At 50.0% G+C, this 17,571-nt stretch carries 15 protein-coding genes; 9 read left to right on the forward strand and 6 right to left on the reverse strand.

Annotated features, from left to right (window positions below; all coding sequences use genetic code 11):
• Positions 1–59: 59 nt before the first annotated feature.
• The 3 genes from HMPREF3022_RS05525 to HMPREF3022_RS05535 form a co-directional block, all read right to left on the reverse strand.
• On the reverse strand, positions 60–902 hold the full coding sequence (locus HMPREF3022_RS05525) for a class II glutamine amidotransferase (protein WP_049333539.1): 843 nt from the start codon (positions 900–902) through the stop codon (positions 60–62).
• Between the two features lie 135 nt (positions 903–1,037).
• Complete coding sequence (locus HMPREF3022_RS05530) at positions 1,038–1,874, reverse strand: PHP domain-containing protein (RefSeq protein WP_049333537.1); 837 nt, start codon at positions 1,872–1,874, stop codon at positions 1,038–1,040.
• 65 nt (positions 1,875–1,939) lie between these two features.
• Positions 1,940–4,336: a penicillin-binding protein 1A gene (locus tag HMPREF3022_RS05535; protein ID WP_049333536.1), complete on the reverse strand. Its 2,397-nt coding sequence runs from the start codon at positions 4,334–4,336 to the stop codon at positions 1,940–1,942.
• A 152-nt stretch (positions 4,337–4,488) separates the two neighbouring features.
• Here HMPREF3022_RS05535 and pilM point away from each other — a divergent pair, with 152 nt between their 5' ends.
• The 7 genes from pilM (at position 4,489) to aroB (ending at position 11,338) form a co-directional block, all read left to right on the forward strand.
• Positions 4,489–5,580, forward strand: coding sequence for a type IV pilus assembly protein PilM (pilM, locus tag HMPREF3022_RS05540; protein ID WP_049333534.1), 1,092 nt, complete (start codon positions 4,489–4,491; stop codon positions 5,578–5,580).
• Between the two features lie 4 nt (positions 5,581–5,584).
• Positions 5,585–6,208, forward strand: a complete 624-nt coding sequence (locus HMPREF3022_RS05545) for a PilN domain-containing protein (RefSeq protein ID WP_049333532.1) — start codon at positions 5,585–5,587, stop codon at positions 6,206–6,208.
• Positions 6,208–6,879 carry a type IV pilus inner membrane component PilO gene (pilO, locus tag HMPREF3022_RS05550; protein WP_049333530.1) on the forward strand — a complete coding sequence of 224 codons (672 nt, stop codon included), beginning with the start codon at positions 6,208–6,210 and terminating at the stop codon, positions 6,877–6,879. The genes HMPREF3022_RS05545 and pilO overlap by 1 nt, the downstream gene beginning before the upstream one ends.
• Positions 6,880–6,894: 15 nt before the next feature.
• Entirely contained in the window at positions 6,895–7,440 is a 546-nt protein-coding gene (locus HMPREF3022_RS05555) for a pilus assembly protein PilP (RefSeq protein WP_049333528.1), read from the forward strand.
• 20 nt (positions 7,441–7,460) lie between these two features.
• Positions 7,461–9,593 (forward strand): type IV pilus secretin PilQ, encoded by a 2,133-nt coding sequence (gene pilQ / locus HMPREF3022_RS05560; protein WP_049333526.1) that lies wholly within the window; start codon positions 7,461–7,463, stop codon positions 9,591–9,593.
• A gap of 130 nt (positions 9,594–9,723) precedes the next feature.
• Positions 9,724–10,236, forward strand: a complete 513-nt coding sequence (locus tag HMPREF3022_RS05565; RefSeq protein ID WP_049333679.1) for a shikimate kinase — start codon at positions 9,724–9,726, stop codon at positions 10,234–10,236.
• A gap of 22 nt (positions 10,237–10,258) precedes the next feature.
• Entirely contained in the window at positions 10,259–11,338 is a 1,080-nt protein-coding gene (aroB, locus tag HMPREF3022_RS05570; RefSeq protein WP_049333524.1) for a 3-dehydroquinate synthase, read from the forward strand.
• A gap of 129 nt (positions 11,339–11,467) precedes the next feature.
• Here aroB and HMPREF3022_RS05575 read toward each other — a convergent pair whose 3' ends face one another.
• The 3 genes from HMPREF3022_RS05575 to HMPREF3022_RS05585 form a co-directional block, all read right to left on the reverse strand.
• Complete coding sequence (locus tag HMPREF3022_RS05575) at positions 11,468–12,781, reverse strand: sensor histidine kinase (RefSeq protein WP_049333522.1); 1,314 nt, start codon at positions 12,779–12,781, stop codon at positions 11,468–11,470.
• A 29-nt stretch (positions 12,782–12,810) separates the two neighbouring features.
• Complete coding sequence (locus HMPREF3022_RS05580; RefSeq protein WP_049333520.1) at positions 12,811–13,488, reverse strand: response regulator; 678 nt, start codon at positions 13,486–13,488, stop codon at positions 12,811–12,813.
• A gap of 144 nt (positions 13,489–13,632) precedes the next feature.
• Positions 13,633–14,199, reverse strand: coding sequence for an NADPH-dependent FMN reductase (locus tag HMPREF3022_RS05585; RefSeq protein WP_049333517.1), 567 nt, complete (start codon positions 14,197–14,199; stop codon positions 13,633–13,635).
• A 136-nt stretch (positions 14,200–14,335) separates the two neighbouring features.
• On the opposite strand from HMPREF3022_RS05585, the gene HMPREF3022_RS05590 reads away from it, so the two are divergent.
• Together HMPREF3022_RS05590 and dacB are read left to right on the forward strand one after the other, a co-directional pair.
• The gene (locus HMPREF3022_RS05590) at positions 14,336–15,763 is read left to right on the forward strand and encodes an MFS transporter (protein WP_049333515.1); all 1,428 of its coding nucleotides are present in this window, start codon (positions 14,336–14,338) and stop codon (positions 15,761–15,763) included.
• 70 nt (positions 15,764–15,833) lie between these two features.
• A complete protein-coding gene (gene dacB, locus HMPREF3022_RS05595; RefSeq protein WP_070765239.1) occupies positions 15,834–17,249 on the forward strand; it encodes a D-alanyl-D-alanine carboxypeptidase/D-alanyl-D-alanine endopeptidase in 1,416 nt (471 codons plus the stop codon).
• The last annotated feature ends 322 nt before the right edge of the window (positions 17,250–17,571 follow it).

Genomic DNA, 17,571 nt, shown 5'->3' on the forward strand with positions numbered 1-17,571 from the left:
GGCAACTTGAGCGAAGTTGAGCTTTTCAGACGGCCTTGAGTTTTTCAGCCAATCAACCGTTAAACCGATACGCCGACGGCACGGGCGATTTCCAAACCTTCTTCCGCACTCATATAAACCGGATTCTCGGGACGGTCGCTGAGGACAATGTCGCCGTCTTGAAACATCACCAATTCATTGACTGCCAATTGCGACCAGGTTTCATCTCGTGTCAGGGGCAGGGTGGCGATGACGGAAACTTTATCGTTCGGGGTGGTCACTTCTGAAAAATCGACCATGACATCATCGTCCAGCAAACGCGCTTTACCAAACGGGGCTTTGCGCACGATGTAGTGCAGTAAGGTGCTGGCGTGGGCAAACAGGCAGTCGCCGTTGGACATCACGAAATTAAACAAGCCATAGCGGCGGATTTCATGGGTCAGGCCGGCGATGGCATCAAACAAAACTTCAGGTTCGGGCTTTGTGGCAAAGCGGCTGCGCAGGCGGTTGAGAATAAAGCAGAACGCGCGTTCGGAATCGGTCGTGCCGACGGCATGGTAGTACTCGCCCTGCTCGGGGTAAAAATCAATCAAATGGCCGTTGTGGGCAAACAGCCAATATTCGCCCCACATCTCGCGCATGAAGGGATGAGTGTTCGCCAATGAGGTCTGGCCTTGTGAGGCCTTGCGGATATGGGCGATAACGTTTTCAGATTTGATTTGGTAGGCGCGCACCAAGTCGGCAACGGGCGAGTTGGCGCTGGGTTTGTCGTCGTGAAACAAGCGCACGCCTTTGCCTTCGAAAAAGCCGATACCGAAGCCGTCGGCGTGGTGGTCGGTAATACCGCCGCGACGGCGGAAGCCTTCAAAAGAAAACATGATGTCTGTGGGAGTGTTGCAATTCATGCCGAGCAGTTGGCACATGGCGTTAACCTTTATTTTTGGGGTATTTATAGGGTTATTATGGTGTATCGGGCAGGCAGTTTCAATATGTAGAGTGTGATATGTTTATAACTGTCTCATACTTGGCGGGCCGTCTGAAAAATTGCTGTCAAAAATTCAGACGGCCTTAAAGTGTTTCCAGACAGGACGGCATTGTTCGGGTAAGTCGGGGCAGGCGCCGAGTATGCCGCCGCTGAAGTCGTTGGGGCGGTGGAAGTCGCTGCCTGCGCTGGCGAGAAAGTCGAAGCGGTCGGCAAGCAGGGCATAGTTGAGGCGGTCGTTTTTGCAGCAGTTGCCGCTGTGTACTTCAATCCCTGCGCCGCCGAGATTTTTAAATTCTTGAAACAGGTTTCGTTTGGCGGTGGCGGATAATTCATAGCGCATCGGGTGGGCAATAATGGCCATGCCACCCGCGCCTGTAATCGCGGTTACGCAGTCTTCCAGTGTGGCCCATTCGTGTCTGACGGAACAGGATTTGCCGTCGCCCAGGTATTTGGTAAATGCCTGCTGTTTGTTTTTAACATGGCCTGCGCGGATGAGGAATTCGGCAATGTGGGTGCGGCTGGCCATTTCTTTGTTGGCAGCCAATGCGAGTGCGCCTTCATACGCGCCTGTTATGCCTTTTTTCTCCAGCTTGGCCGCGATGGCTTCCAATCGTTTCAGACGGCCTTTGCGGACTTCTGCAAGCAGGTTTTGCAGGGCTTCGTTGTGTTCGTCAAAGTCCAAACCGACAATGTGGATGGTGCGGCCGCGCCAAGTGACGGATATTTCCACGCCGTTGACGAAGGGGAGGCCGAGAGTATCGGCTTCGGCGCGTGCTTCGGCGAGTCCGCCAGTGTGGTCGTGGTCGGTCAGGGCGAGCAGGGTGCAACCGTTTTGATGGGCGAGTCGGACAACTTCGGTTGGGGACAGCATGCCGTCTGAAACGGTTGAATGGCAGTGTAGATCAATCATGGTTTTGCTTTGAATTTTCTCAAAAAAGGCCGTCTGAACGTTTCAGACGGCCTTGCTTAGAATATTTAGAACAGAGAGTCCAGTTGTTGTTTGTTATTGTTGCCGGTATTGCTTGGCAGAACTGGGGTTTCGTCTAATTCTTCACGGGCTGGCGCATTGCCGCTCTCGGCACGGCGGCGATTTTCATTCGGAACCGCGCGACGGGCAGATTGAGCGGGACGCGGAGCAACGCCGCTGTTGTCCAAGGCCAGGTCGGAGCTGGTGGTCATGCGTTCGCGCATATACACTTCGCCACCGTTCGAAACCACGCCCTCAGGGGCTTTCATCGGTTTGACACTGGTGCCTTTCAGGGCAAAGCGCATGTATTCTACCCATACCGGTACGGCGATTGTCCCACCGTAACCTGCACGACCCATGCTGCGCGGTTTGTCAAAGCCGATATAGACGGCAGTCACAACGCTAGGGTTGAAGCCGACAAACCATGCGTCTTTGTTGTCGTTGGTGGTACCGGTTTTACCGGCGATGTCGGCTCGACCGAGTGCGGCTGCACCGCGTGCGGTACCGACACGGACAACGTCCTGCATGATTTTGTACATGATGTAAGCGTTGCGCGGGTCAATGGCTTGAGGTGCGTTTTCACCGGCTACCAAAGGTTGCATTTGCGCTCTCAGACGGCCTTGGCTGTCGTAGATTTTGTCGATGACGTGGGCAGATACTTTGTAACCACCGTTGGCAAAGACGCTGTAACCTTCTGCAATACGCAACGGCGTGGTTTCGCCTGTACCCAAAGCCATAGACAGGCTGGCAGGGATCTCAGACGGCTTGAAGCCGAAGCGTTGGATGTATTGTTGCGCGTAACCGATACCGATAGACATCAGGATGCGGATGGACACCATGTTTTTCGAAGCGGTCAAAGCCTGGCGCAGCGTGATGTAACCGGAATAGCGGCCGTCTGAATTTTTCGGGTTCCACGCTTTGCCGTTTGCACCTTTTCCCGGCAGGGAAATCGGCGCATCGTTAATCATGGTGGAGGCAGTCATGCCTTTTGCTAAAGCGGCGGAATAAACGAACGGTTTGAATGTAGAGCCGGGTTGGCGCATGGCTTGAGTTGCGCGGTTGAAGGTTTTGCTGTGGTAGTCATAGCCGCCGACCAATGCACGGACTGCACCGGTTTTCGCATCTAAAGACACCAATGCGCCTTGCAACAAAGGCTCTTGAACGACGGTAAAGGTATCGCCGCTGCCTTTAACGCGAATGACGGAGCCGCGACGGATGCGGTCATCACCCATTTTTTCGTTGTTGACGGCACGGGCGGCAAAGCCCAAAGCGTGGCTGTTCAGCGTGACTTTACGGCCGCTTGGCAACTGAATCTGTACACCTTTGCGGGAGGCTTCTAATACAACCGCCGGAATCATTTTATCGACGGTGTAAAGTGTAGAAAGGTATTGGCTGACGGTTTCTTCTACGTTGTCGCTTTTGCTCAGGTCAATGTAGTTTTCTGCACCGCGGTAGCTGCTGCCGCGGTCGAAGTTGCGCAGAACTTTACGCAGGGCTTCGGTGGCCACGCGCTGGTGTGCGGTGTCGACGGTGGTATATACCTTGAAGCCTTGAGTGTAGGCATCTTCGCCGTATTTCTCAAACAGCTCTTGACGCACCATTTCGGCAACGTACAGGGCGCTTTGATCGATGTTTTGTACAAAACGCTCGTAATGCAACTCTTCTTTCAAAGCCTGATCGCGTTGCTGCAGGGTAATCATGCCTTCTTCCAGCATATTGTTCAGAATATAAGCCTGACGCAGTTTGGCACGCTCAGGGTTCACAATCGGATTGTAGGCGGAAGGGGCTTTAGGCAAGCCGGCCAACATGGCGGCTTCGGCCAATGTTAATTCATTAACATTTTTATTGAAATAAATTTGGGCGGCAGATGCGAAACCATAAGCACGTTGACCCAAATAGATTTGGTTGAAGTACAGCTCCAAAATCTTATCTTTGCTCAAAGACTGCTCGATTTTGTAGGCCAACAGGGCTTCGTTGAATTTACGGGTGAACGAACGCTCGCTGCTCAGGTAGAAGTTTTTGGCAACCTGTTGCGTAATCGTACTGGCACCGGATTGGACGCCGCCGGCCATGACGTTGCCGATCGCGGCGCGCGCCACACCCCAAACGTCCACGCCCCAGTGGTCGTAGAAGCGTTTGTCTTCGGCGGCAATCACGGCATTTTTCAAAACTTTGGGAAAGTCACCGATTTTGGTAAATTCACGCCGTTGCTCGCCGTAAACGCCAATCACTTGGCCGTCTGAAGAATAAATCGTCAGCGGCATTTTGGGTTTGTAGTGTTGTAAAGTGTCCAAAGACGGCAGCTTCGGATAGGTAACCAAAATTGCAATCGCAATCAGCCCCACACCGAAAAGAGCCAGTCCCAATAAGAGACCCAGGCAGGTCGTTATAATCTTTTTAATCATGACTAAGTAATAATTTGCCATTGATGGCGATAAATAAAGTAAAATGGGAAACGATTTCTATCAGCCACAGTCAATACTGTGTAAAGAATAAGAAGTCCTTTACGGATAACGAAACAGTTACTCACTCCTAAATGATACAGGGAAGTCAAATCATGCGCTTATTTAAAAGCACGAAAGATACCAAAACAGGCAAGGCTTCTAGCGGATTGAACAACCGCTCTGCCATCGGCGTCGATATCAGCCAACATGCCATTAAGATGGTACAACTGACAGGCCGTAGTTTAAACCAAATTCAGCTGGAAAAATACGTTATTACCAAATTGCCTAAAAATATTGTCAAAGGCAACAAAATTCAAGACTACGATCAGCTTGCTACTTACATCCAACATACTTACACACAATTACGCAGTTCTTGCAAAAATATTGTTGCGGCTGTGCCACAAAATTTGGCGACAGTCGAGCAAATTATTTACAACCCGCGTGATACCGATTTGGACTTGGAAGAGTTTGTCGAGGCGGAAGTCGGCCAATTTGCGCCTATTGAAGAAATGAACTATGACTTTCAAGCTGAAGAAGTCGGTTCGGGTCAGCATGTTTTAGCTGTTGCCGCCAAAAAAGATGATGTCGAGCCGCGCATTGAAATGTTTGAGAATGCGGGCTTGCCTTTGTCCGCTTTGGATTTAGACTTGCTGGCGCAACGCAATGCCTTTGTTCATTGGATAAATACGCATGCTCCCGAAATGGCAGAGGAAAAAGTTGCCGTGTTCGGCATTCATGCGACGCAAATGTATGCACTGATTCTGCAAAACGGCCGCATTCTCTATAAACAAGAAACTCCGGTCAGCACAGAGCAGCTCAATCAGCTGATTCAGCGTACTTATCAGGTAACAGAAGAGAAAGCCGCACAAATGATGGCTTCCCAAAACAAGCCTTCCGACTACCAGTCTCAGATTGCCGACCGTTTTAATGTACAGGTTGCACAGGAAGTTCAGCGTGTTTTGCAATTTTACTATACCACGCAAGCCACTGATTCTTTTTCCAATATCAAACACATCCTGCTGACCGGCTTTACCGCGCAGCAGGCAGGTTTGGCGGAAAGCATTTTCTCGCAAACCAATACGGCAACAGAATATCTGCATCCGATTTCATATGTGGAACGCAGTGCAAAAGTAGAATTGCCGCAGCTTCAAATTGATGCGCCGTCACTGACCTTGGCGTTCGGATTGGCATTAAGGGGACTTTGAGAACATGATTGAATTAACCAAAATCAACCTTCTCCCGTATCGGGAAGAGATTAAACAGCGCAAGCAGCAGCAATTCAAAGTATTGATGCTTGGCGCTTTTGCAGTGGGTTTAGGCTTGGCGGCCGCAACCTATCTCGGTATTGACAACGCCATCAGTAATCAAGAAGGACGCAACAACTTCCTGCAAACCGAAATCGACAGACTCGATAGGGAATTGGGCGAAATCGATAAACTTCAGCAAGAAAAAGAAGCCTTCTTGGCTAAAAAGCTGAAAGTTGAAGAGTTGCAGGAAAAACGCTATCAAGCGGCCTATATCCTTGATTCTTTGAATGCGCTTACGCCCGATAATACTTATTTGACCGCGTTGGAAGCAGAAAGCCCGACCAGCTATAAAATCAGCGGTCATGCCATCAGCGACAATAAAATCGCCGTTATGATGCGCTCCCTGCCAAGTACAGGTATTTTCTTGCAGCCTGAATTGTTGAGTATTAAAAAAGTAGATAACTACCAAGAATTTACTTTGAAATCTTCAATCAACCAAGTGAATACGCCGGCTCCTGCGCCGACGACCCAAAGCAGCGATGAAGTGGTCGAGCCTGTGGCAGAACCTGCTCCGGAGGCTCAATAATGGCATCTAAAAACCTAAAACAATTGGACGTACAAAACCTGTACCTGCTCAATATGCCTTCAAAACTTTTGCTGGCAGGTTTATTGATTGTCGGTATGTTGGCTTTGGGCTATGTCGGCGTATTTAAAGATCAGATTGAAACCCTGAATACGCAGGAAGCTAAAGAGGAAGAGCTGAAGGAAACCTTTACGCGTAAAAGCATTCAGGCGGCAAGCTTGAATAATCTGAAGGCTGAATTGGCTTCGATCCGCTCTGCATTTGACGTTTTGTTGAAACAACTTCCGACCGACGCGGAAATTCCGAACCTGATTCAAGAGCTGCATCAGGCAGGTTCAACCAACGGATTGCGTTTGGACAGCGTTACACCGCTCCAACCTGAAAACGATGGTCCGATTCAAAAACTGCCATATCAGATTTCCATCACAGGCAAATACTCTCAAATCAGCCAATTTACCCGTGATGTAGGCGATTTGTCACGCATTATTACTTTAGATTCTTTGAAACTCGTGAACGCAGGCGAGGACAAAGAAGGCAAAGGCAATAAAGGCGAGTTGACATTGAGCGCGATTGCGACGACTTACAAAGCACGTCCGGCCGAAGAGATTGCTGCCGAATTGGCTGCGCAACAGGCACAAGAAGAAGGCAAACCTGCCGAGAATGAGCAAAAATAAAAGAATAGGGAAATCATGAAAAAAATCATCTTCTTACTCTTAAGTCTTCTTCCCTTGGCAGCCTGTACGCAAAGCTATGAAGATTTGACTCAATGGATGACGCAAACCCGTCAGGAAGCGAAATCCAAGATTATTCCGTTTGAAGAGCCGACGGTTACATTGCCTAAGCCGTATAGCCCGCCGAACTTTAAAGGCATGAATGCGTTTGATTCACGCCGTTTGGACACTGCCCCTAAAGGCGGCAATGCGCCGGATGTGAACCGTCCGAAAGAAACATTGGAAGCCTTCAGTTTGGAAAACATGGCCTTTGTCGGAACGCTTCAAAGCGGCGGCAAAGTTTCCGGATTTATCAAAGTCAACGACCATGTTTATACCGTTTATCCCGGAAACTACATCGGTCAGAATTACGGCAGAATCCAAAGTATTACTGAAGATAAAATTATCCTGACCGAGCAAGTTGAAGACAGCTACGGCAACTGGGTGTACCGGAAGGCCGAATTGCCGTTGAGCAGCAAAGAGGCAGATTCTTCCGATAGCTCAGATAGTTCGAATTCAAATTAATTTAGGGGTCTCACTCGATTATGAAAACCAAGCACATGACAAAATTATTTGCCGGCTTCAGCGTTGCCCTCGCTGTTCAGACGGCCTTTGCAGGCAATATTACCGATATCAACGTTTCCACTTTGCCTGACAACCAAAAAATCATCAAAATCCGTTTCGACAAAGACGTCACCACACCTCATGGTTTTGTAACATCTACTCCGGCACGTATTGCATTGGATTTTGCCAACACCAATATCCGTTTGCCTCAGCCTGTTTTGGAATATGCAGACCCATTGCTGAATCAAATTACTGCGGCACAAAACAATGACCGCGCACGCGTAGTTTTGGGTTTGAACAAAATCAGCCAATACAATACTGAGATTCGCGGCAACGAAGTTTGGGTATTTGTAAACGAATCTACTGATCAAACCAATGTGGCCGTTGCAAATGAACGTGCGGCTACCCCGTCTACCGCGCGCGCTGCTCAGACTTATCAAGCCGTTTTAGCCGCCAATATCGATTTCCGCAAAGGCGCACGCAATTCCGGCATTATTGAATTGTCTGCCCCGGGTTTCAGCGGACAGCCGGACATTAAACAGCAACGCGACCGCGTCGTTGTTACCTTGAAAAACCATACACTGCCGACACAAGCGCAACGCAGTTTGGATGTGGCTGACTTCAATACGCCTGTACAAAACGTTACGCTCAAACGTATCGGCAATTCTACCCAGCTCATTATCCGCAACAATAATGCGAATTGGGACATCAATACCAAAGCCTCTTCCGGCCGTTTTGTATTTGAAGTATCGCCAAAAGCCGCCAATACCGAATCCGGCGGCTTGAATCAAAATGCAAACAAATCGTTTAAAGGCCGTAAAATTTCTTTGGACTTCCAAGATGTAGAAGTCCGTACCATTTTGCAGATTTTGGCGAAAGAGTCCGGCGTGAATATTGTTGCCAGCGATACTGTCAAAGGTACCATGACCCTGTCCCTGAAAGATGTACCTTGGGATCAGGCTTTAGACTTGGTTATGCAGGCGCGTAATTTGGATATGCGCCGTCAAGGCAACATCATCAATATCGCACCTCGCGATGAATTGTTGGCAAAAGACAAAGCCTTCTTGCAGGCTGAAAAAGAGATTGCCGAATTGGGTCCGCTGTATTCCCAAACCTTCCAGTTGAAATACAAAAATGTGGAAGAATTCCGCAAAATTCTGCGTTTGGAAGAATACGACAGCAATAATTCCAATACCCGCAATACTCTGTTGAGCAACCGAGGCAGCGCCTTAATCGATCCGGCCACCAATACACTGATCGTGACCGACAACCGTGGCGTGATTGAGAAATTCCGCAAACTGATTGATGAATTGGATGTTCCAACCCGTCAAGTAATGGTGGAAGCGCGTATTGTGGAAGCAGAAGATACCTTCTTCCGCAACTTGGGCGTTAAATTCGGTTCCGGTGGTGCAAGTGGCCGTAACGCATGGGGCAGCAATTGGAGCAATGCACAAACCAACTACAATACCAATGCCTCATTTAACCGTGGTGATGTCCGCTATCCTACTTGGTCTTTGGATCCGAACGTCAGCCTGCCGACTGCAGCTGCAGTCAACAGCATTGCGCTGGTGCGTGCGTTCTCGTCCGGCGCATTGGGTTTGGAAATCAGTGCGTCTGAAGAGCAAGGTAAGAGCAAAACCATTTCCAATCCGCGCGTGCTGACACAAGACCGTAAAGAAGCCAAAATTGAATCCGGTACGGAGATTCCTTACCAAGAAGCTTCTTCCAGCGGTGCGACTTCGATTACCTTCAAGAAAGCCGTTTTGGGCTTGACCGTAACGCCGAACATTACGCCTGACGGTCAAATCATCATGACTGTGAAGATTAATCGCGATACCCCGATCGACTGTACCGTGGATTCTCTGACAACCAAGTGTATCAACACCAAACACTTGAATACCCAAGCCATGGTTGAAGATGGCGGTACGCTGATTGTCGGCGGTATTTACGAGGAAGAAAGCACCAATGCAGTGAACAAAGTCCCCGTTTTGGGCGATATTCCCGTTGTCGGCAATTTGTTCAAATCACGCGGCAAGCGTGAAAACCGCCGTGAGCTGTTGATTTTCATCACGCCGCGCATTATGGACAATGTGGGTAACAATCTGCGTTATTGATTTTAGAATGACAAACAGGCATATCTGCAAAGGTATGCCTGTTTTCGTTTTCAGACGGCCTTTCGTTTCAGGCCGTCTGAAAAACCACGAACTTTTCCACGAAACCACCATATCGTATAAAATGACCCACATGGAAAAAATCAACGGTAATTTAATCTTAATCGGGCTGATGGGCGCGGGCAAAACCACTTTGGGCAAGCAGCTTGCCCAAATGTTTGAATGCCCGTTTTACGACAGCGACTACGAAATCTGCACTTCTTCGGGCGTATCCATTCCGACCATTTTTGAGATGGAAGGGGAGGAAGGCTTCCGCAACCGCGAGACCAATATGCTGAAAAAGCTCGCTTCCCGGCGCAACATCGTTTTATCAACCGGCGGCGGCTCCGTGTTGCGCAGTGAAAACAGACAGATTCTGCGCCAAAACGGCACGGTTGTTTATCTGCATGCCAGCCCTGAAACCTTGCTGGAGCGTACCCGTTACGACAGCAACCGGCCGCTGTTGCAAGTTGCCGACCCTTTGGCCAAACTGCAAGAGCTGTATGACCAACGCGATACGCTGTACCGTCAAACCGCCCATCTCGTCATCGAATCCGACAGCTGTCACAAAACGCTCAAACGCCTGATACAGGCTTTAGGCGAATAAATACGCTTTGCAAAGGAATACTATGCGCACATTGACTGTCCAAACCCCGTCCCATCAATACCCCATCTTTATCGGGCATAAACTGATTGAGCAGGCAGATACGCTGCTTCAGCCCTATTTAGGTAAAAAAGCAGCCATCATTACCAACGAAACCGTTGCGCCGCTTTATCTCAAACAGCTTCAGACGGCCTTAGACAGACTGGGCGTGCCGCATTTCAGCATCATCCTTCCTGATGGCGAAAAATATAAAAACTGGCAGACGCTCAACCAGATTTACGATGGCCTGATGCAAAACCGTGCCGAACGCAAAACCACTTTAATCGCTTTGGGCGGCGGTGTGATAGGCGATATGGTCGGCTTTGCCGCGGCGACTTATCAGCGTGGTGCACCTTTTATCCAAGTGCCGACCACACTGCTCAGTCAGGTCGATTCCTCGGTCGGCGGTAAAACCGCCATCAACCATCCGCTCGGTAAAAACATGATTGGCGCGTTCTACCAGCCGCAAGCCGTTTTGGCTGATTTGACCGCCCTGCAAACGCTGCCGCAACGCGAACTTTCCGCAGGTATGGCCGAAGTCATCAAATACGGCGCATTGGGCGATGCCGAATTTTTTGCCTGGTTGGAAGAAAATATGGCCGACCTGATGGCGCAACATCAAGAAAAAATGGCAGAAGCCGTTTACCATTGTTGCAAAATGAAGGCCGATATTGTTGCCCAAGATGAAACCGAGCAGGGCATCCGCGCATGGCTTAATCTCGGCCATACTTTCGGCCATGCCATCGAAGCCGAAATGGGCTACGGCGTATGGCTGCATGGTGAAGCCGTTGCCGCCGGTTGCGTCCTTGCTTCCCGTTTGTCACAAATCTTGGGCAAAACCCGACAAGCCGACACCGAACGCATTGCCGCTTTAATGGAAGCTGCCTCCCTCCCGTCTGCGCCGCCAGTTTTCTCCTTTGAAAAATGGATTGAACACATGAGCCACGACAAAAAAGTCAGCAGCGGCATCATGCGTTTTGTCGGCTTGGAATACTTGGGTAAAGCCAATATCACTGAAATTACCGATATGGAAATCCTCCGCCAAACCTTGCAGCCGTATTTGTGAGGAATGAAGTAGGTTTGCTTCAAAATATAAAAAGGCCGTCTGAAAGTCATTTTCAGACGGTCTTTGGTTTTAAAGCGTTTTGATTCATCAGATTAAAGCTAGATAAACCAATTTGAGCGGGCCAATTATTTAAAGCGTCTTTTTATCCAACTCGGCAATAATCAACAAGCCGCTGTCAAAGCGTCGGCTGTCGGCCAGTTTCAGACGGCCTTGATGGCGTTTGACAATGGTGTCTGCGATGGACAGGCCAAGTCCGGTGCCCTGTTGTTCGGTGCCGAGAATGCGGTAGAAGGGGTCGATAACGCGTTGGCGTTCACTTGGGGGAATGCCGGGACCGTCGTCTTCCACCCAGATGTTGAGGTATTCGGCGGTTTCGTCAAAGCCCAAATCAATGCGGCCGCCTTTGGGAGTATAGCGGATGGCGTTGTCGGTAAAGGTTTTGATAAGGGTGTAGATTTCGGTGTCGTCGGCGTGGATTTGGCAGTCGTTTTCGACGGCGACGCCGATGTCTTGACCTTTGGCCAGCGCCAGCGGCATGAGTTCCTGCAAGACGCGGCGGAACTGGTTTTGCAGGCTGATCAGGGTTTTGGGGCGTTGGGTTTCGGGTGCTTGGGCGCGTGCGAGGGAGAGGAGTTGCTCGAGCAGGTGGCGGTTGCGCTGTATGCTTTGTTGCAACAGGGCGGACTGCTCGCGCGCTTCGGCGGACAGCTGCATATTGTTGAGCCGCTCTGCCTGAAGGGAAAGGGCGGTCATGGGGCTGCGCAATTCGTGTGCGGCATCGGCGATAAAGCGTTGCTGTTGGCGGACGTTTTCATCGGTACGCTGCAACAGGTTGTTGATGGCGACGACAAAGCCTTGGATTTCGCTGGGAATGTTTTGGGTGTCCATCGGCGAGAGGTCATTGATTTTGCGCTGTTCCAAATCGTTGGACAGGGTTTTGACGGAACGCATGGCACGATGGGTAATCCAGACGGTGAGCAGGATAATCAGGGGCAGGGCGAGGAGCATGGGGAGGATGCTCTGCACGGCGGCCATTTCGGCCAGCTCTTCGCGGTAGTCGCTTTCCTGCATGACGGCAATGCGGCCTTGTTTGGTGGTGCGGGTGTAAACGCGGTAGTAATCGTCGTCGTCATCGGCCTGAATGGTGTGCAGGCCGTCTGAAATCTTCTCAGGCAGGCTGACAATGGGGTTGGGCGTATTGGGAAATTGAACGGAAATCTTGTTGTCGTTGTCGAGCGAGTGTTTCTCGTCATCGGCATCGCTCGGGTCGAGATAGTTCGCGACTTGGCGCAACAGGTCGTCTTGAACCTCTTGGGTCTCGTGATAGGTATCGTAATATGAAAATATGCCTGCAAGAATGGAGAGGGGCAGGAGCATGCAGATCAGGGCGAGGCTGATTCGGACTTGCAGGGATTGTTTGATGGTGTGGATAAAGCGTTGCATGGTTTGTGTGTTGATATTGTTGTGGTTTTTCAGACGGCCTGGTTGTTTTGTGCAACCAGCCAGCCGACCCCGCGGACGTTTTGAATCGCTTCTTTGCCGAGTTTTTTGCGTAATGCGTGAATCAGGAAGTCAACGGCGTTGCTTTCGACTTCTTCGCCCCAGCCATAAATTTTGTCCTCCAAATCGCTGCGCGACAGAATCATGCCCGGACGCAGCAGCAGGGCTTGGAGGACAGCAAACTCTTTGTTGCTGAGCATGATGGCCTGTTCCTGCCCGACTACTTCCGCCTGATGGGTGGAAGGGTTGAGCGTGATGATGCCGTTGGTCAGCAGAGTTTGCGCCTGTCCGCCGTGTCGGCGCAATACGGCGCGCATACGGGCTTGCAGTTCCGCCATGTCGAAGGGTTTGACGATGTAGTCGTCTGCGCCGCCGTCCAGGCCGTTTAGGCGGCTGTGCAAATCGTCGCGCGCAGTCACGATTAAGACGGGAACGGTACAGCCGCCGTTGCGGATTTGCGCCAATACGTCCAAACCGTCTTTGCCGGGCAAACCCAAATCCAAGAGCAGCAAATCGTATGCCTGCGCCGCCACTGCCGCGGCCACTTCCGAACCGCGGCTGACCCAATCGACGGCGTAGCCGGCATCTTTCAGATTGGCGCTGACGGCTTGGGCAATCATGGCATCGTCTTCAACCAATAATACGCGCATGGAAGTTCTCCAAAGGATGGGTGGACAGTGATTATAACCGCACTCAATTAGTAAAAATTTAGGAAGGGTTGAAAAACTGATTTTTGCAAACGATGAGGCCGTCTGAAATTCGGTTTTCAGACGGCCTGTATGCTTCAATCCCGATTATTTAGGGTTTTTCTCAATCAAGGCAACCAGTTGGTCGATATAGCCTTGGACAAATTCACGCGCGGATTCGATGAGTCGGCCGTTGTCGTCAAACAGGGTGGGCGAGTTGCCGAGGAATACTTCCGGCTGGCCGGTCAGCGGCATATCGAAATACGAAAGGGCAAGGCGCAGATTTTTTTGCGCGCTATAACCGCCCATTTTGCCGACGGAATGGCTGATGATGCCGGCCGGTGTTTTTTTCCAGGCAACATCGGCATTGGGTTTGGAGCCGATGTCGATGGCGTTTTTCAGGCAGGCGGGGACGGTACGGTTGTTTTCTGAAGTCACGAACAATACGCCGGCTGAAGCCTTGATGGTTTCGCGGAACTCGGTATAGCTGGGCGGAGTAGGGAAGTCGGTAACGGCAGGATCGTCGTAGTCGAAGTTATACAAAGGCAAATGGCCGATTTCGACGATTTGCGCTTCGTAGCCTTCGGGGAACATGGAAATGACGTTTTGTGCGATTTTTCGTGCGAACGAACCTTTACGCAGGCTGCCGACCAAGATGCTGACTTTTTTTGACATGTTTTTCTCCTGTTTGATAATAAAAATGAAAACTATTCTAGATTTTAGTGTTGTCTAGGGAAGCGGTCAAGGTTTCAGACGGCCTGTCAAAACAGTTTATGCTAAAATAACAGTTTCGCTGATATTTCAAATTATTATGCACGCTTCTGATTTTCAAGAGAATGATACGGCGCACGAATACCACGCCGATAATCCTGATTTTCCTGCTAAAACCATTGTGGCGACGCTGTTTATCGGCGCATTTTTCGGCTATCTCAACGATACCCTGCTGAATGTCGCGCTCACGCCGATTATGAAGGATTTCGGGGTCGATAAGACCACGGTTCAATGGCTGACGACGGGCTTTTTGCTGGTCATGGGCGCATTTACGCCGATTACGGCGGGCGTGATTCAATGGTTTGAAACACGCAAAATGGTGCTGTTTACGCAGGCAACGTTTTTGGCAGGGTCGATGATTTGCGCGTTTGCGCCGACTTTCGGAATTTTGGTTGTGGGGCGGATGGTGCAGGCGGTGTCTGCCGCGTTTTTCGTCCCGCTCCTGTTTAACGGCATTTTGTCGATTTACCCTCCCAACAAGCGCGGAACGGCGATGGGCGTGATTACCATGATGTTTACCGCCGCGCCCGCGATGGGGCCGACGCTGTCGGGCATCATCATCGACCACACGCATTGGCGCGTGCTGTTCGGTTTTACCGCACCGTTTATGTTGGCGGCGATGCTGTTGGTGGGCAAATATTTGACGGTCAATTTGAGCAACATCAGCCGTCCGAAAATCGATATGTTGTCGGCTGTGCTGTCGATTGCGGGCTTCGGCGGGTTAGTTTATGCGAGCAGTAATTTTGCCCATATGCCGCTGCTGGAATTTATCCTGCTCTTTGCCGCTTCCGTTTTACTGGTGGGTTGGTTTGCGCACCGTCAGTTCCGTTTGGCGACGCCTTTGCTGAACCTTCGCGCATTTGAATACAAGCAGTTCAGATATTGTGTTGTGATTTTGGCCGGTGCGATATTCCTGTTCTTGGGTTTGGAACTGATGGTGCCGATGTACACGCAGCAAGTGTTGATGCTGACCGGTACGGCAACCGGCCTGATTCTGATGCCTGCCAGTATTGCCCAGGCGGTTGCCGCGCCTTTGTTCGGCAAATTGTTGGACAAAAAGGGTGGCCGTTTCGTCGTCTTGCCGGCAACAGTAATGCTGGTGGTGTCGCTGGCGGTATTGTGGCTGTTTTTGCGGATTGATACGCAAGTGGTGATGTTGACGGCGATGTTTATGCTGTTGGCGCTTTCCGTGTCTGCTTGTGTAACCGGCGAAACCCATGGTCTGAACGCATTGCCGAAAATGCTCAATCCGCACGGTGCGGCGATTCTGACCACCATCAACCCGATTGCCGGTGCCATCGGCGCGGCGTTTTTTGTTGGTGCGACCAATATCGGCGAGAAACTTTCCAGCGCAGATATGCCGCAACAGGCAATGCTGGACGGTATCCATTTGGCGATGGGTTGCGCTTTGGTTGTCGGTGTTGTGGTCGTCATGTTTGCTTTACGTTTGAAAGCGCATCAGAAATAAAGAAAAAGGCCGTCTGAAACGTTCAGACGGCCTAAGCACCTCGTAAGAATTTATAAGATTTTGTAACACAATGAAGTTAAAATGTATTTTATCAATCGGCCTGATGATGGTGGTTTGTCCGTCATGGGCTTTGGATTTCGGGCGTATTCCTGAAAATGAGATTTCTGTTTATGTGCAGGAATTGGACAGCGGCAACGTGATTGCCGAACACCGTGCCAATGAATTGCGCAATCCTGCTTCGACCATGAAGCTGGTAACGGCGTTTACCGCGTTTCGTATGTTGGGCGGTGATTATCGTTGGAAAACTGAGTTTAAAACCAACGGCCCAATCAAAGGCGATACGTTGAAAGGCAATGTGTATTGGGTGGGGAGCGGCGATCCTGTGTTTGACCAGCATGATCTGGTGCAAATGCAGCAACAGATGCGCGATAAGGGCATACGCCATATTGACGGACATCTGATACTCGACCGCAGCCTGTGGGGCGATGTGAAGAATCCGGATGATTTTGCTTCCGATTCTGCCGAAAGCTTTATGACGCCGCCCGATCCTAATATGTTGGGGTATAAAACCGTTGAACTGCGTGCTGAAAAAGAAGAAGACGGAAGCTTGGTCATCCGTACCAATCCGCCGCTTCCGAATCTGAACATTCAAAACAAATTGACACTTGAGAATAAAGAAGGGAAGTGCAGTGTTTTAAAAAACCACATGAAGACTTCCTATAAAAACAATACGCTGACCGTATCGGGCAAGCTGCCGGAAAGCTGCTTGGGCAAAGAGCTGTATCTGAATATGTATAGCATGAAAGAATTTGTCGGCAAAAGTTTTGTCAACCAATGGCGCCAACAAGACGGCACGATTTCAGACGGCCTGACGACAGGTGCTGCGCCTCATGACGCGCATGTGTTGGCGAGTCATCAATCCAAACCGCTTGCCGATATCCTCACCGATATGAACAAGCATTCCAATAATCTGATTGCCCGTTCGGTTTTCCTTAAATTTGCCGGACATATATCTGATTACAAGCAGGCGCAGGCCAAGGCCGCGTCTATCGTAAAAAGTGAGCTGGCGGTTGCCGGTATCAATACGGAAGGGCTAGTGTTGGAAAACGGCTCAGGCCTGTCCCGCGTAGAACGGCTCAATGCGCGAATGATGGCGCAAATGTTGGAAAAAGCCTACTTCAGCCCGTTTAAAAACGAGTTTATCAGTACGCTGCCGATTGCCGGTAAAGACGGCACGCTTAAAACACGCTTGAAACAGCCCGGTGAAAACCTGCGCCTCAAAACCGGTACACTCAAAGATGTCCGCGCACTGGCTGGGTATTGGTTGGGCGAAAAGCCGTTGTTGGTTGTCGTCATTATCAACAGCCAAAAGTCAACCGATTATTTACGCGACTTGGATAAGCTGGTGTCTAAAATTGTTCAGCCCGGTGGCGAACATTGGATTGATGCTAAGGCTTCCTGCATGATTAGGTATCATCAGGCTTGATAAGCTAAAAAAGGCCGTCTGAAAATGTATTGACGTTTTCAGACGGCCTTTGTGTAAGAAGAGGAGGCAAGTATTTATGTCTATTTTGGAAGATGATTTAGGGATTTGATGAATAAGCGTTTGGTGTGAATCAGCTTGAGATGGATGGTCTTTCAGGATTCAAATCATATGTCTGCTTTATTGTGTTGTCCTGCTTATACTATCTAAAAAGCTCGATTTTTTATAAAAAGGCATAGGGTACAGACGAAAAAAATACCGGTAAAAACCGGTATTTTTATTTTTAACTTGATGGCGCGGCGGACGGGGCTCGAACCCGCGACCC

Origin of the sequence: Neisseria sp. HMSC065C04 (assembly GCF_001815375.1) — a bacterium.
Taxonomy (GTDB): Bacteria; Pseudomonadota; Gammaproteobacteria; order Burkholderiales; family Neisseriaceae; genus Neisseria; species Neisseria flavescens_D.

Bases quoted from the DNA above. Each gene is read 5' to 3' on its own strand.
- HMPREF3022_RS05525 (WP_049333539.1), bottom strand. From the start codon at position 902: ATGTGCCAACTGCTCGGCATGAATTGCAACACTCCCACAGACATCATG.
- HMPREF3022_RS05530 (WP_049333537.1), bottom strand. From the start codon at position 1,874: ATGATTGATCTACACTGCCATTCAACCGTTTCAGACGGCATGCTGTCC.
- HMPREF3022_RS05535 (WP_049333536.1), bottom strand. From the start codon at position 4,336: ATGATTAAAAAGATTATAACGACCTGCCTGGGTCTCTTATTGGGACTG.
- pilM (WP_049333534.1), top strand. From the start codon at position 4,489: ATGCGCTTATTTAAAAGCACGAAAGATACCAAAACAGGCAAGGCTTCT.
- HMPREF3022_RS05545 (WP_049333532.1), top strand. From the start codon at position 5,585: ATGATTGAATTAACCAAAATCAACCTTCTCCCGTATCGGGAAGAGATT.
- pilO (WP_049333530.1), top strand. From the start codon at position 6,208: ATGGCATCTAAAAACCTAAAACAATTGGACGTACAAAACCTGTACCTG.
- HMPREF3022_RS05555 (WP_049333528.1), top strand. From the start codon at position 6,895: ATGAAAAAAATCATCTTCTTACTCTTAAGTCTTCTTCCCTTGGCAGCC.
- pilQ (WP_049333526.1), top strand. From the start codon at position 7,461: ATGAAAACCAAGCACATGACAAAATTATTTGCCGGCTTCAGCGTTGCC.
- HMPREF3022_RS05565 (WP_049333679.1), top strand. From the start codon at position 9,724: ATGGAAAAAATCAACGGTAATTTAATCTTAATCGGGCTGATGGGCGCG.
- aroB (WP_049333524.1), top strand. From the start codon at position 10,259: ATGCGCACATTGACTGTCCAAACCCCGTCCCATCAATACCCCATCTTT.
- HMPREF3022_RS05575 (WP_049333522.1), bottom strand. From the start codon at position 12,781: ATGCAACGCTTTATCCACACCATCAAACAATCCCTGCAAGTCCGAATC.
- HMPREF3022_RS05580 (WP_049333520.1), bottom strand. From the start codon at position 13,488: ATGCGCGTATTATTGGTTGAAGACGATGCCATGATTGCCCAAGCCGTC.
- HMPREF3022_RS05585 (WP_049333517.1), bottom strand. From the start codon at position 14,199: ATGTCAAAAAAAGTCAGCATCTTGGTCGGCAGCCTGCGTAAAGGTTCG.
- HMPREF3022_RS05590 (WP_049333515.1), top strand. From the start codon at position 14,336: ATGCACGCTTCTGATTTTCAAGAGAATGATACGGCGCACGAATACCAC.
- dacB (WP_070765239.1), top strand. From the start codon at position 15,834: ATGAAGTTAAAATGTATTTTATCAATCGGCCTGATGATGGTGGTTTGT.